Below are 16,025 nucleotides of genomic sequence, written 5' to 3' on the forward strand. Positions count from 1 at the left end.
AACATGTTGCGGCGTTTTATTGACAGTATGTGGGGCCAGGGCTTTAGTCAGGGTGTGCAAAAGCATGACTGTTTTTTGGCACGCAGCCGCGTTGAGGGACGAGGCTGCTGCCTCGATAAGAGAGTGCTAGGGAGAACACCAGAATGAGCATCATTGCCAAGCCGTGCAAGGGGCCGAACGCCCCCTCGCCCCGTGCCTCCAATCCCGCCGCCACCCACGGCCCGCCGTTCTCCTGAATTCCGGCGCCGCCTGCGCTTGCGGCGCTGACCAGGACAAATCACTTCAGTCGGAACTGAGCCACTACCAAGGCTTGGCGGGTTCGGCCGCGACTGCGATTTGCCCGGCTTGTTCGATCTTCCCCTGACGAAACGTGGAATCGCACCCGCGTGGGCGTGATTCGGCCTGAACATTTGCTGTCGGATAGAGGACACCACCATGGCCAACTTCATCAAGTCTGACCTCGAGTTCATTCTTCAGCAGATCTTCATCGCTGAAGCCCACGCGGCAGGTGAAGACCTGTCATCCCTGCTGGCCAATACCCAGGTGCCCTGGGGCCTGCGTACCGTTGACGGCTCCTTCAACAACCTGCAGTTCGGCCAGACCGAATTCGGCGCGGCGGACAACCTGTTCCCGCGCATGCTCGACCCGGCGTTCCGGGTGGCGGAGGGGGGCACGACCTATACCCAGACCTCTGGCCTGGTGATCGATTCGCAACCGCGGATCATCAGCAACCTGATCGTCGACCAGACCGACAGTAACCCGGCGGCGGTGGAAGCCAATGGCGGCGCCGCCCCGGTGCTGAGCCCCGGTCTCGATGGCATCTTCGGCACGCCCGACGACCAGGAAGTCTTCCTGATTCCCAACACCACACCAGACGAGGGGCTCTCCGCACCCTTCAACTCCTGGTTCACCTTCTTCGGGCAGTTCTTCGACCACGGCCTGGACCTGGTCACCAAAGGGGGAAGTGGCACCGTCTTCATTCCGCTGATGCCGGATGACCCGCTATTCGTGCCGGGAAGCCCCACCAACTTCCTGGTGCTGACTCGCGCCACCAACCAGCCGGGGCCGGATGGTGTGCTGGGCACTGCCGACGATATCCATGAGCACACCAACACCACCTCGCCCTTCGTCGACCAGAACCAGACCTACAGCTCGCACCCGTCCCACCAGGTGTTCCTGCGCGCCTACGTCGCCACCGCCGATGGCCCGGTGACCACCGGCAAGCTGATCACCAATCGCGATCTCGGTGACGACGGCACCTTCGGTACGGGGGACGACTCGGACCTGGGCGGCATGGCCACCTGGGCCACCGTCAAGGCCCAGGCGCGCGACATTCTCGGCATCAACCTGACCGATGCCGATGTGGGCAATATCCCGCTGCTGGCCACGGACCCTTACGGCAACTTCATCAAGGGCCCCAATGGCTATCCGCAGGTGGTGATGAGCGATGGCAACGGCGGGACCTTCCTGATGGAAGGCGACCCGACCGCCAATGGCGGCGAGGGCATCAGCCTGGCCAACGCCGTGCGCACCGGCCATGCCTTCCTGGACGATATCGCCCACAGCGCCAACCCCTTCAATAGCCAGACAGGGGCGCTGCTGACCCCTGACGCCGACACGGTCGCCGGCACCGACGATGGCAGTGCCGCCACCTACGACAACGAACTGCTGGACGCCCACTACATCGCCGGCGATGGCCGGGTGAACGAGAACATCGGCCTGACCGCCGTGCACCATGTGTTCCACTCCGAGCACAACCGCCTGGTGGATCACACCAAACAGGTGATCGTCGAATCCGGGGATGTGGACTTCCTCAACCAGTGGCTGCTGGAGCCGGTCGGGGCGATTCCCGCCGATACCTCCGCCCTGGTGTGGAATGGCGAGCGCCTGTTCCAGGCCGCCAAGTTCGGCACCGAGATGCAGTACCAGCACCTGGTGTTCGAGGAGTTCGCCCGCAAGGTCCAACCGAACATCGATGAGTTCCTGATTCCCACCGGTTTCGACGCTACCATCGATCCGTCCATCGTCGCCGAGTTCGCCCACGTGGTGTACCGCTTCGGCCACTCCATGCTGACCGAGACCATCGACCGCCTGGATACGAACTTCGTCAACAGCGAGATCGGCCTGATCGCCGCCTTCCTCAACCCCCTGGCCTTCGCCGAAAGCGGTGGTACTGCAGACGCGGCAGCCGGCGCCATCGTCCGGGGCGTGACCCGCCAGACCGGCAATGAGATCGACGAGTTCGTCACCGAGGCACTGCGCAACAACCTCCTGGGCCTGCCCCTGGACCTGGCCACCATCAACATCGCCCGTGGCCGTGACGCCGGGATTCCGTCACTGAACGCCGCGCGCCGGGAGTTCTTCGAGGCCACCGGCGACAGCCAGTTGGCCGCCTACACCAGTTGGGCGGATTTCATGGGTGGCCTGAAGCATGAGGCGTCCCTGATCAACTTCATCGCCGCCTATGGCACTCACGACACCATCACCGGCGTCACCTCGGTCGAAGCCAAGCGCGCCGCCGCCATGGCCATTGTGCTGGGCGGTGAGGGCTCGCCCGAGGATCGCCTGGACTTCCTGCACAGCACCGGTGCCTGGGCCAGTGACGCCAACGGCGTGACCACCACCGGCCTGGACCTGGTGGACTTCTGGATCGGTGGCCTGGCCGAGAAACAAATGCCTTTCGGCGGCCTGCTGGGTTCCACCTTCAACTTCGTCTTCGAGACCCAGTTGGAAGCCCTGCAGAACGGCGACCGCTTCTATTACCTGGCGCGCCTCTCGGGCCTGAACTTCCTCACCGAGATGGAGAACAACTCCTTCGCCAAGATGGTGATGCGTAACACCGATGTGGATCGCCTGCCGGCGGATATCTTCTCGACCCCGACCTGGATCCTCGAGGTGGATCCGGACCGGCAGTTCACCGGGCTGGGCGTGACCGGTCGGGACGACCCGACCCATGATGACCCGCTGATCCCGCTGGTGATTCGCGACAATCCGGCGACCGACGGCCCTGACACCAACTACCTGCGCTACACCGGCGGCGACCATGTGGTGCTGGGCGGCACCGACGGCGATGACATCATGATCGCCAGCATCGGTGACGACACCCTCTGGGGCGACGCCGGCAACGACCGCATGGAAGGCGGCGATGGCGTCGACCAGCTGCGCGGCGGTGCCGGTGACGACATCATCACCGACATGGGCGGCGACGATAACATCCAGGGCGACGACGGCAACGACGTCATCCACGGTGGTAACGGCTTCAACCTGATCCTCGGCGGTCACGGCAACGACTTCATCATCACCGGTGAGGACGTGTCGGAGACCTTCGGTGGCACCGGCAACGACTTCATCTACGGCGCCAAGGGCAACCTGCAGACCGCCGGTAACGAAGGCGACGACTGGATCGAGATCGGCACTCAGGACGGCGCCCCCGGCGATAACTTCTCGCCCTTCGCCCTGGATGAAGTGGCCGGCAACGACGTCTTCGTCGGCGGTGGCGGCTTCGACGAGATGGTCGGCGAAGGCGGTGACGACATCTTCTTCGGCTCCGAAGGGGCCGACCACTTCGACGGCGGCTCCGGCTTCGACTGGGTGAGCTACAAGTTCGACCCCTTCGGCGTGCTGACCGACATGATTGTCGACGACTTCTTCGAGCCGCCGGTGCCGGCTTCCAACGCAGGGATCTTCGACCGCTTCGCCTTCGTCGAGGGCCTGTCCGGCTCGCAGCACAGTGACATCCTCCGGGGCGACAATGCCGACGCCGCCGAGATCGCCGAGAACGGCCCGCTGGGCAGCGCCCTGACCGCCGAAGGCATCGCCCTGATCGCCGGGCTGCAGGAGTTCCTCGGCGCCGGTGTGACCTCCTTCAGTGGCGGCAATATCATCCTCGGCGGTGCCGGCAGCGACATCATCGAGGGGCGTGGCGGGGATGACCTGATCGATGGCGACCTGGCGCTGAACGCCTATGTCAGTGTCCGTACCGATCCCAATGACCCACTGACTGAGATCCGCCGCGTCGACAGCATCGGCGCGCTGATCCCCGACATGCTCTCGGGCGCCATCAATCCCGGGCAACTGGTGATCGTTCGCGAGATCGTCCAGGCCGCCGAGCCCGGATTCGACACGGCGGTATTCTCGGGCAACTTCGCCGACTACCAGATCGATATCGACAACAACGGCACTACGCTGGACTTCAGCGACGATGTGATCACCGTGACCCACCTGGCCGTGGACCTTGACGGTAATCCCGTCATCGGTGCCGATGGGGTGGATCGCCTGACGGGCATCGAGCGGCTGCAGTTCAATGATGGAGCCTTCCTGACCGGTGATTTCGTCGCCCTTAACGCCGACCCCGTGGGGCAACTGGACATCGATAACACCACGCCGGTGAATGGCGATGTGCTGCGCGCTTCGGCGCTGGGTGTGACCGACGCCGACAATGTCTCGGTGGATAACCCCACTGGCGCGATCTCCAGCCCGATCGGCTACTTCTGGCAGCGGGAGACCGTGGCGGGGTCCGGCATTTTCACGGACATCGTCACCGAGGCCGGCGAGCGGCCGGCAACCGCCCAGCGCGACACCTTCCGCGTGACCGCCGACCTGGATGGCCTGGCCCTGCGGGTGCGGGCGGTCTACAAGGACGCCAACGGCGTGCTGGAGAATGTCTTCTCCGCCGCGACCGCACCGGTCGATGGCGCCGTGGTGGTGGCCCCGCCGACGGCAGCCCCGCAGGAGAGCTTCGTCGCCAGCCCCGGCGTGCACCTGATCCGCAGCGACCTGCAGTTCATCCTGGACCAGATCATTGTCGCCGAGCGCCATGCCGCCGGTGAGAACCTGATGGATATCCTGCCCAACTCCCGTGGCGCCTTCGGCCTGCGTACCGTGGATGGCTCCTTCAACAACCTGGTGTCGGGCCAGGAAAACTTCGGCGCAGCCGACCAGCCCTTCCCGCTCTTGCTGGACCAGAACTTCCGCAATGAAGGCGACGATACATTCGACATGAATGGGCCGGATGTTCCTGGCGGGTTGCTCACCAACAATAACTACGCCACCACCGGACCGGTGGCCGGCAATGTGGTGGACGCCGATCCGCGCATCATCTCCAACCTGGTGGTGGACCAGACCATCACCAACCCGGCGGCGGTGCAGGCCTATGTGGATGCCGGGCTCGGTACCCTGGACCCGAATGGCGTGCTGCTGGACCTGAACGGCGTGCCGATTCCCGCCGGCCAGCCGCTGTTCATCCCCAACACCGCGCCGGACGAAGGGCTGTCCGCCGGCTTCAACTCCTGGTTCACCCTGTTCGGCCAGTTCTTCGACCATGGCCTGGACCTGGTGAACAAGGGCAACAACGGCTTCGTCTTCATCCCGCTGCAGCCGGACGATCCGCTCTATGTCGAGGGCGGCACCTCCAACTTCATGATCCTGACCCGGGCCGACAATATCCTGGTCAATGCCGGTGTGGATGGTCAGCTGGGCACCGCGGACGATGTGCACCTGCACAACAACCAGACCACGCCCTTCGTCGACCAGAACCAGACCTACACCTCCCACGCGTCGCACCAGGTGTTCCTGCGGGAGTACGAGCTGAACGCCAACGGTGACCCGGTGGCGACCGGCCATATGCTGGACGGAGCAGGTGGGTTGCCGACCTGGGCGGAGGTCAAGGCCCAGGCTGCACAGATGCTGGGCATTCAGCTGACGGATGCCAATATCGCCAACGTCCCGCTGCTGGCTACCGACCTCTATGGCAAGTTCATCCCGGGACCCAACGGCTTCGCCCAGATCGTGCTGGACGATGGCACCTTCCTGGAGGGTAATCCGGCGGCCAATGGCGGGCTGGGTGTGGCCATTCCGGGGAATGCCCTGTTCACCGGTCATGCCTTCCTGGATGACATCGCCCATGCGGCCAATCCGTTCAATAGCCAGACTGGCGCATTGATGACGGCGGATGCCGATACCGACACCGGGAACGCGCCGCTGGCCGGCTTCTTCGACAACGAGCTGCTCGACCGCCACTTCATCACCGGCGATGGCCGTGGCAACGAGAACATCGGCCTGACCTCGGTGCACCATGTGTTCCACTTCGAGCACAACCGCATGGTGGAGTACATCAAGGAGGTGGTGCTGGCCAGCAACGACGCGGCCTTCGTCGCCCAATGGCAACTGCCGGATGGCAGCTGGAATGGCGAGCGGCTGTTCCAGGCTGCCCGCTTCAGCACCGAGATGCAGTACCAGCACCTGGTGTTCGAGGAGTTCGCCCGCAAGGTGCAGCCGCAGGTGGATGTGTTCTTCAACGCCACCCAGGTGTACGACACCCAGATCAACCCGGCCATCGTCGCCGAGTTCGCCCACGTGGTGTATCGCTTCGGTCACTCGATGCTGACTGAAACCGTGGATCGACTCGGTACGGACTACACCGATGCCGGCAGCATGGACCTGATCGATGCCTTCCTGAACCCGGTCGCCTTCAACAACGACGGTGCCCTGAGTGCGCAGGAGGCTGCAGGCAATATCGTCCGGGGCATGACCCGCCAGACCGGCAACGAGATCGACGAGTTCGTCACCGAGGCGCTGCGCAACAACCTGCTGGGCCTGCCCCTGGACCTGGCGACCATCAACCTGGCACGGGGACGGGAAGCTGGCGTGCCTTCGCTCAACCTCGCACGGCAGGAGTTCTACAACGCCACAGGTGACAGCCAGCTGCGCCCCTACACCAGTTGGGTCGACTTCGCCACGCACCTGAAGCACCAGACCTCCATCGTCAACTTCATCGCGGCCTACGGGACCCACGACAGCATCGAAACGGCGACCACCACGGCGGACAAGCGTGCTGCGGCCTTCGCCCTGGTGTTCGGCGGCGATGGCGCGCCGGCTGACCGGCTGGAGTTCCTCAACGGCAATGGCACCTGGGCCGGCGTGGAGACTGGCCTGAACCTGGTGGACTTCTGGATTGGCGGCCTGGCCGAGAAGCAGATGCCCTTCGGCGGTTTGCTGGGCTCGTCCTTCAACTTCGTGTTCGAAAACCAGCTGGAGAAACTCCAGGACGGCGACCGCTTCTATTACCTGGAGCGCACGGCGAGCATGAACTTCCTCACCGAACTGGAGAACAACTCGTTCGCCAAGATGGTGATGAACGCCACCAACGCCAAGCACCTGCCGGGGGATATCTTCTCGGCGCCCGGATTCATCCTGGAGGTGGACCAGACCCAGCAGTTCACCGGGCTCGGTGTCGATGGTCGCGCCGATCCGGAAGGCGGCAGTGCCTTGCTGCCCTGGGTGATCCGTGACAACCCTGTGAACACCGACAATGCCGCCACCCCGTTCTACAACGAGGCCAACACCAACTACCTGCGCTACACCGGCGACGAGCACGTGGTGCTGGGTGGCACCAATGGCGATGACGTCATGATCGCCAGCATCGGTGACGACACCATCTGGGGCGACGCGGGCAACGACCGCATCGAGGGTGGTGACGGCAACGACCTGATCCGCGCCGGCGACGGCGACGACATCATCACCGACCGTGGCGGCGACGATAACATCCAGGGCGACGGCGGCAACGACGTCATCCATGGCGGCAATGGCATCAACCTGATCCTCGGTGGCTTCGGCAACGACTTCATCGTGTCCGGTGAGGACTCCACCGAGATCTTCGGCGGTGTGGGCAACGACTTCATCCTCGGCACCCGCGCCAACGAGGCGCAGTTCGGCAACGAGGGCGACGACTGGCTGGAACTGGGCGGACCCGACGGCAACGCCGGTGACAACTTCAACGAGTTCGGCCTGGACAACGTGCCCGGCAACGATGTGTACATCGGCGAGCGCGGCATCATCGACCGCATGGACGGCGAGGGCGGTGACGACATCATGCTCGGCAACGGCGGCGAGGGTGACCGCTATGTCGGCGGCTCCGGCTTCGACTGGGCGGTGTTCCGCGACGATACCCAGGGGGTCAACATCGAGTTCGACCTGCGGGCCTTCGACGAGACCCCGGTGACTCCGTCCACCGCGTCCTTGCTGACCCGCTTCGAGTTCATGGAAGGCCTCTCGGGGTCGAGCCACAGCGACATCCTCAAGGGTGACGACCGCGATGCGGCGGCCATTTCCACCTCCGGGGTGAACGGCAGCATCCTCACCAACATCGGCCTGATCGCCGGGTTGCAGGAGTTCCTGGGGGCGGGCGTCACCTCCTTCGGGGCCGGTAACATCATCCTCGGCGGCTCCGGCAGCGACATCATCGCCGGCCGGGGTGGCGATGACCTGATCGACGGCGATCGCTCCATGACCGTCTACATCGCCGTGCACCAGAACGCCGACGGCACCGGACCGGTGATCGACACCGCCCTCAGCATGACCGAGCTGGTTCACGACATGCTCACCGGCCGCTATAACCCCGGCCAACTGGTGATCACCCGTGAACTGGTGGCCGGCGATGGCTCATTCAACTACGACACCGCCGAGTTCTCCGGCGTACGTGCCGACTACACCGTCACCAACAACCTGGACGGCACCTGGACCGTGACCGACAGCGTCGAAGGGCGCGATGGCAGCGACCGCCTGAGTGGTATCGAGCGGCTGCTGTTCAACGATGTCAGCGAAACGCTGGTAGCAGGCCTGAACAACGGGCCGGCAGGCCTGGCATCCATCAGCGATGCCACCCCGGAAGTGGGCTCTCTCCTGGCGGCCTCCATTGCCGGGGTGACCGACGCCGACAATGCCGGCGGCACCATCACCGGGCCGGTGTCCTACTACTGGCAGGCCGACGTGCGCGGTGACGGCGTGTTCGAGGACATCATCATCGAGAACGCCGGCGCCGAACTGGCCCGGGCCACGGGGCAGAGCTTCCTGGTCACTGCGGCCCAGGCAGGCCTGGCCATGCGCCTGAAGGCGGTCTACAAGGACGCCAACGGTGTGCTGGAGACGGTCTACTCGGCGGTTACCGCACCGGTGTCGACCGTCTCGGCCCAAGACGCACCGGTCGGAACCATGCTGATCAGCGACACGACACCGCTGGCTGGACAGCAGTTGACCGCCACCCGGGCCTTCACCGATCCGGACGGCCCGGCCAACCCGGTGCTTGCGTTCCAATGGCAAGCCGGCAGCGGCAATACCTTTAACAACATCGTGGGTGCGACCCAGGCGAACTTCACGCCGACCCTGGCGCATATCGGCCAGCAACTGCGTGTTGTCGTCACCTACACCGACGGCCTCGGCGCGTTGGAGACGGTGACTTCGGCGGCGACGTCGGTGGTGGCGGGGGCGCTCATGCTCGGCACTGCGGGGGATGATGTGCTTAATGGCACGGCTGGAGCCGATGAGATTCAGGGCGGTGGCGGTAATGACACCCTGAATGGTTTGGCGGGTGACGATGTTCTGATCGGTGGGGTGGGCAGTGACTTGCTTGTCGGCGGAGCAGGCATCGATACGATGCTTGGCGGCGCAGGCAATGACTTCTACTACGTCGACAATGCCGCGGATACGGTAACGGAGTTGACTGGCGAAGGTCAGGACATGGTGCGGACCACGCTGTCGAGCTACACGCTGGGTACCAATGTCGAGCACCTGGTCTACACCGGCGCGGGGTCGTTCATCGGTACCGGCAACGGGTTGGCCAACACCATGATCGGCAATGGTGGCAATGACACCCTCAGTGGTGGTGCAGGCAATGATGTGCTGAGGGGCAACGCGGGCAGCGATTTGCTTGTCGGCGGAACGGGCATCGACATGATGTTTGGTGGCGCTGGCAATGACTTCTACTACGTCGACAATGCCGCGGACGGGGTGACCGAGTCGTCCGGCGAAGGTCAGGACATGGTGCGGACCACGCTGTCGAGCTACACCCTCGGTGCCAACGTCGAGCACCTCGTGTACACCGGATCGGGCTCGTTCACGGGCATTGGCAATGCGTTGGATAACACCATCATCAGCGGTTCCGGTGATGACCTGCTCAATGGTGGTGCAGGCAACGATGTGCTGAGGGGTAACGAAGGAAGCAACCTGCTTGTCGGTGGAGCGGGCATTGACATGATGTTCGGCGGCACAGGCAATGACTTCTACTACGTCGACAATGTCGCGGACGTGGTGACTGACCTGGCCGGCGAAGGTCTGGATCTGGTACGGACGACGCTGTCGAGCTACACCCTGGGTGCCGGCATCGAGCACCTCGCCTACATCGGCGCGGGCTCATTCACCGGCAATGGCAACGGATCGGCCAACACCATCTTTGGCGGCAATGGTAACGATACCCTCAATGGTGGTGCAGGCAACGACGTGCTAGTCGGTGGCCAAGGGGCTGATGCCCTTACGGGTGGCACTGGGGTCGATATCTTCATGTTCGGTGCCGGCTTCGGCAATGACCGGGTCATGGACTTCGACGCCAACCCGGCTGGAGGGCAGGACCTCCTCCACATCGGAGGACTCGGTGTTACCGCCGCGAACTTTGCCGCCAGTGTGAGTATCGCCGATGTTGGCGCTGACACCCTGGTGACGGTCGGCGGGGGCACGATCCGCCTGGTGGGTGTTGCCGACGCGACGACCGTGACTCAGGCGGACTTCATCGTGGCGGGGTGAGGAGGCCAGCCGAACGCGACAAGGCATGAGCTATTGCGGTGTGGGGCGAACAGTCGTTCCACACCGCATTCATTTGCGGAACAGCTACCCATCTTCACTCGGTCGTTGCGTAGAACTGAGCAGGTTCCTGATCGCCTCCGCCTGTTTATCGGCTCGTAGTGCGCTGCTCGTCGCACCATCGGTGTCCGGGAACTGCTGGCGATCGTCACTTGGCTACGAAAACTGAGCAAATGGAGAGACCAGGAACTCATGACACGCCGGTACCAGGGTGGATACTCGACTACGCATCATCCCGGTTTTCCGCAGGTCGGCCGCTTCTGCAGGCTTGTCGAATTCTGCGACCCTGTAGGGACCGGGCAGCTCTAAAGCGTGTAATATCCTGCCCCTTGGGTTTGAACAACTGGTCACTGTCGACAGTCATATTGACCACCCGCACGTGGTAGGGTACCTGGCCAAAACAGCGGCCCTGACAGGCTTTTGGGCACAAGGTGCTATGTCAATCCGAAGGGAGCCATGCTATCCGGCCAGCATCAGCAGTACTGGTCGTTATTCGGTTAAGCCGGATTGGATAGAAGTGGTGAGTTTTGTTACGTAGTTGCACGAGCCGTCGTCTGAATTGCGGACTGTGCTTGAAGGTGTCAAGGAGAGGCAGAAATTGATCGATGGACAGCAATCTAGACAGATTTCAAAAAGCTGTACGAACGTGACTGTCAGTTAAAGATACGATCCTGTCAATAATAGATAGATGCTAATAAAGAAAAGTCGCGCATGAAAATTTTGGTCACCGGCGGCGCCGGCTTTATTGGTTCGGCCGTAATTCGCCATATTATAAATAATACCGAAAGCTCTGTCGTTAACCTGGATAAACTAACGTATGCTGGCAATCTGGAGTCGCTGGCCGAGGTCTCTTCCAGTGAGCGATATGCTTTTGAACAGGTTGATATTTGCGATCGGTGTGAAGTCGAGCGAGTATTTCACGAGCATCAGCCGGATGCCGTGATGCATCTAGCCGCAGAAAGCCACGTCGATCGCTCTATCGACAGTCCGGCAGCCTTCATCGAAACCAATATCGTTGGCACCTATACGCTGTTGGAAGTTGTCCGGAAATACTGGAAAGGTTTGACTCCTTCCCGGCACGAAGCATTTCGCTTTCACCATATTTCTACTGATGAAGTTTATGGTGATCTCGAGAATCCAGATGAGCTTTTTCTCGAAACTACGCCGTACGCTCCCAGTTCGCCGTACTCCGCCAGTAAAGCCAGTTCCGACCACTTGGTACGCGCTTGGCATCGCACCTATGGCTTGCCGACGCTGATAACTAATTGCTCAAACAACTACGGTCCGTATCATTTTCCGGAAAAACTTATTCCGCTGATGATTCTGAATGCACTGGAGGGCAAGCTATTGCCGGTCTACGGCAAGGGTAACCAGGTGCGCGATTGGCTCTATGTAGAGGATCATGCAAGAGCTCTGTACAAAGTTGTTACCGAAGGAAAAATAGGGGAAACCTATAATATCGGAGGGCACAACGAGAAGCAGAATCTCGAGGTGGTCCGCACCCTCTGTGCGCTGCTGGAAGAATTGGCGCCAAACAAACCAGCCGGTGTGAGCCGATACGAGGACCTGATCACCTATGTGCAGGATCGTCCCGGCCACGATCAGCGCTATGCCATTGACGCCAGCAAGATCCAACGTGATCTAGGCTGGACGCCAGAAGAAAGTTTCGAGAGCGGCATCCGCAAGACGGTCGAATGGTACATGAGTAACCGGGAGTGGTGGCAGCGGGTGCAGGATGGCTCCTATCAGCGCGAGCGCTTGGGTGCAGGGCAATAACTTGAGAGAGAAAGCATGAAAGGCATAATCCTCGCTGGTGGATCCGGCACTCGGCTTTATCCGATCACCATGGGCGTGTCCAAGCAGCTACTTCCCATCTACGACAAGCCAATGATCTATTACCCCCTCTCCGTGCTAATGCTCGCGGGGATTCGGGACATTCTGGTTATCACCACCCCTGAAGATAAGGCCAGCTTCGAGCGTCTTCTAGGGAACGGCAGTAAATTCGGAGTCCGGCTTAGCTATGCAGTCCAGGCTTCCCCGGATGGCCTGGCACAAGCATTCATCATCGGCGAAGAGTTCATCGGCTCCGATTCCGTTTGCCTGGTGCTGGGTGACAACATTTTCTACGGTCAGGGCTTTACTCCGATGCTGCGTGCGGCGGCCAACCGGACGAACGGTGCCACTGTCTTTGGCTATCAGGTCAAAGACCCGGAGCGTTTCGGGGTAGTTGCTTTTGATGAGCATAAGCGTGCGATCTCCATCGAGGAGAAGCCTGAACAGCCCAAGTCCCAATTCGCGGTAACCGGGCTGTATTTTTACGACAACGAAGTGGTGGATATCGCTAAGCAGGTCAGGCCGTCGGATCGTGGCGAGCTTGAAATCACCTGTGTCAATCGTGCCTACCTGGAGCGTGGCAGCCTTCATGTCGAACTGCTGGGTCGTGGCTTCGCCTGGTTGGATACCGGCACTCATGAAAGTTTGCTGGAAGCCGCCCACTTCGTTGAAACAGTCGAAAAGCGCCAGGGTTACAAAATCGCTTGTCTGGAAGAAATTGCGTTCAACAACGGATGGCTAACTCCTGTTGAGTTGCAGCAAATTGGTAAGGTCTTCAGCAAAAACAGTTACGGCCAATACCTGCTTTCCTTGGTCAAGGAGACGCTATGAGCGACAGACCGATTTTCGTGACCCAGCCTTACCTGCCGCCACTGGAAGAGTTCGTGCCCTATCTGGAAAAGATCTGGGCCAACAAGACGCTCACCAATGGTGGGCCGATGCACCAGCAGCTCGAAAAAGCGCTGTGCGAATATCTCGGGGTAGAGCACATCGCCCTGTTTGCCAACGGAACACTGGCGCTGGTCACCGCGCTGCAAGCCCTGCGTATCACCGGTGAGGTGATCACGACACCTTATTCATTCGTTGCCACAGCTCACTCCCTGCTCTGGAACGGCATCAAACCGGTGTTCGTCGATATTGATCCGAACACGCTCAACCTCGACCCGGTCAAAATAGAGGCTGCAATTACACCGCAGACCACGGCGATCCTACCTGTGCACTGCTATGGCCACCCTTGCAATGTCCGAGAGATCCAGAGAATTGCTGACAATTACAATCTCAAGGTGATCTACGATGCTGCCCATGCCTTCGGTGTGCAGGACGAAGGTGGCAGTCTGTTGCGCCATGGCGATATGTCCGTTCTCAGCTTCCACGCAACCAAAGTGTTCAATACATTTGAAGGTGGCGCTATCGTTTGCCCCGATGCAAAAACGAAGCAGCGAATCGATCAGCTTAAGAACTTTGGCTTCGTTGATGAAATTACCGTGGTTGCACCCGGTATCAACGGCAAGATGAGCGAGATCAATGCAGCTTTTGGCCTGCTGCAGTTGCAGCACATCGAAGAAGTAATTGCGTCTCGTCGTAAAATCGACCTGACTTACCGCGAGTTGCTCAAGGGCGTAAAAGGAATTCGCTGCGTCGAGGATGCCGGTGAGGTCGTGGCCAACTATTCCTATTTTCCGATTCTCGTTGAGGCGGACTATCGACTAAGTCGTGATGAGCTTTACCAGAAACTTAAAGATAACAACGTATTTGCCCGTCGCTACTTTTATCCCCTGATTTCGGACTTCCCCATGTACCGGGGCATGCAATCGGCCCAGAAAGACAATCTTACCGTCGCTGACCAAATGGCCGAGAAGGTGTTGTGTTTGCCGATTTATCCGGCTCTGTCTCAGGTGGAGCAGGAGAAGATCATAAAAATTATCAGTGACGAGAGTGGGAACTGAACTGTCTGCATGGTCGGATAAACGACACGCATGCATTTTCAACGCTATGGTCAGACCGGAAAGCACAGAAGACTATACAGTATGGAAATTTCATTCCTGAAAGAAGGCGTTACCAGCGAAGAGGTCTTACGAATCCTCAAGGAGCAACTTGGGCTGAGCGTTAGCGAGAATGCGATGAGGAACGCGCTCGAGCTTCAGGGGGTAAGCGACGCAAGGGAAGGTGGCAAGAACTGCATCGTATTCGCTACTCGTATGAATTTGGATGAGATGGAGCAGAGGCTGGAGTCTTGCTTCGTTCTTACTGAGAATATGAGTGCTTGTGAGGGAACTCGCAATATCTATTGTGTTGTAGACGATGCCAGGGCTGCCTTCATCGACTTATTGGCTATTCTGATTAATTCTATTGGTCTGCGGTCTTTCACCTCAAAAATGAGTGCGTCGATTGGAATCTCTGAAACAGCGACCATCGCGCCGACTGCGGTAATTGAGGGGGATGTTGCGATCGGAGACGGGGCTGTAATTTCCGCCGGTTGCGTCATTAAGTCAGGTACGCAAATCGGTAAGAATACAGTCGTTCGTGAAAATACGGTCATCGGTATTGACGGGATTACCGTTTACAAGAGCAAAGATGGACGGGTCCTCAAGTTCCCACATGTTTGCGGCGTCCGCATCGGGGACAATACCGAGGTGGGGGCGGGCTGTGTTATCCCCAAAGGGATTCTGACCTCCACCGCTATCGGCAACCATGTCGTCATCGGCAACCTTTGCAATATTGGTCATGGTGCCTCGCTCTCTGACAGCGTATGGATGTCAGTGGGTTCCTTGGTAGGTGGGCATACCCAAATAGGGCCGAAGGCTACCTTGGGTATGGGGGTATGTATCCGGGACAACCTGGTAGTCGGTGAAGGCGTCTCCATTGGCATGGGCAGCGTGGTAGTGAAGGATGTGGAGCCGGGCATTTCGGTGTTTGGCAATCCTGCCAAGAGGATGGCAACGCTCACCACCGGTCCCAAACGATGAATGGACAACTCCAATGCAAATTAAAGTGAGCTTTCCTTTGAAGGGGTCCCGCCAATATGTGCATGGGACCAGTATCTTCAATGCCTTTGTAAGTGCCGCGAAAAGTGCGGGACAGGCGAGGGGAAGAATAGATATTAGTTTCAAGAAAATAGTTCCGAATCCTGACTGTGTGATGGAGGTTCGGGAAGTTCGGCCCGAAGACTTCTCAGTCGCCCACGTCACCGGGCTGGATGGCAGTAGAACGACCTTCTGCATTACCCCGGAAGAAAGTATGGGGGAAGTCGTCAGGGTGGAATATGACGAGGACAGGGTTTGCGCTGGTTCGGTGATCGACGGATGCAGCATCTCCGTGAAAAATCCGGCTCATGAAGATGAGATAGAGTTACTTGTTGCACTATGTAAGAAACTGCACCAGGCCTATTTTGATACGGACAAGAAGTGGCTGTTCAGCCGATATGTGGGTAGATACCCACTCGAACTGTCCAGTGAAGTAAAGCTCTCTATTGTAAGAAATGTCGGCACCAAATTGACATGCAGCGATGTTCTTAGTGAGGGTGAAAAGGTAGGCGAAATATTTTTCTCTTAAGTCAGGATCAA

The 16,025-nt window shown here is 59.9% G+C and carries 6 protein-coding genes; all 6 read left to right on the forward strand.

All coding sequences use genetic code 11. The annotated features are described in order from the left end of the window. The first annotated feature begins 435 nt into the window (after positions 1-435). Positions 436-10,572, forward strand: coding sequence for a peroxidase family protein (locus KF707C_RS08755; protein ID WP_096368011.1), 10,137 nt, complete (start codon positions 436-438; stop codon positions 10,570-10,572). A 768-nt stretch (positions 10,573-11,340) separates the two neighbouring features. Further along, entirely contained in the window at positions 11,341-12,405 is a 1,065-nt protein-coding gene (rfbB, locus tag KF707C_RS08760) for a dTDP-glucose 4,6-dehydratase (RefSeq protein ID WP_003451311.1), read from the forward strand. 15 nt (positions 12,406-12,420) lie between these two features. Further along, positions 12,421-13,293 (forward strand): glucose-1-phosphate thymidylyltransferase RfbA, encoded by an 873-nt coding sequence (gene rfbA / locus KF707C_RS08765; RefSeq protein ID WP_003451309.1) that lies wholly within the window; start codon positions 12,421-12,423, stop codon positions 13,291-13,293. Next, positions 13,290-14,408, forward strand: coding sequence for a DegT/DnrJ/EryC1/StrS family aminotransferase (locus tag KF707C_RS08770; RefSeq protein ID WP_003451307.1), 1,119 nt, complete (start codon positions 13,290-13,292; stop codon positions 14,406-14,408). Before rfbA ends, KF707C_RS08770 begins: the two co-directional genes overlap by 4 nt. An 81-nt stretch (positions 14,409-14,489) precedes the next feature. Beyond that, positions 14,490-15,428, forward strand: coding sequence for an LbetaH domain-containing protein (locus KF707C_RS08775; protein ID WP_036992662.1), 939 nt, complete (start codon positions 14,490-14,492; stop codon positions 15,426-15,428). A 13-nt stretch (positions 15,429-15,441) separates the two neighbouring features. After that, positions 15,442-16,014 (forward strand): hypothetical protein, encoded by a 573-nt coding sequence (locus KF707C_RS08780; protein WP_131679675.1) that lies wholly within the window; start codon positions 15,442-15,444, stop codon positions 16,012-16,014. Positions 16,015-16,025 lie beyond the last annotated feature (11 nt).

This window comes from Pseudomonas furukawaii (assembly GCF_002355475.1).
GTDB lineage: Bacteria > Pseudomonadota > Gammaproteobacteria > Pseudomonadales > Pseudomonadaceae > Metapseudomonas > Metapseudomonas furukawaii.

Excerpts from the sequence above, each read along its gene's own strand:
- KF707C_RS08755 (WP_096368011.1), top strand. The coding sequence starts at position 436 with ATGGCCAACTTCATCAAGTCTGACCTCGAGTTCATTCTTCAGCAGATC.
- rfbB (WP_003451311.1), top strand. The coding sequence starts at position 11,341 with ATGAAAATTTTGGTCACCGGCGGCGCCGGCTTTATTGGTTCGGCCGTA.
- rfbA (WP_003451309.1), top strand. The coding sequence starts at position 12,421 with ATGAAAGGCATAATCCTCGCTGGTGGATCCGGCACTCGGCTTTATCCG.
- KF707C_RS08770 (WP_003451307.1), top strand. The coding sequence starts at position 13,290 with ATGAGCGACAGACCGATTTTCGTGACCCAGCCTTACCTGCCGCCACTG.
- KF707C_RS08775 (WP_036992662.1), top strand. The coding sequence starts at position 14,490 with ATGGAAATTTCATTCCTGAAAGAAGGCGTTACCAGCGAAGAGGTCTTA.
- KF707C_RS08780 (WP_131679675.1), top strand. The coding sequence starts at position 15,442 with ATGCAAATTAAAGTGAGCTTTCCTTTGAAGGGGTCCCGCCAATATGTG.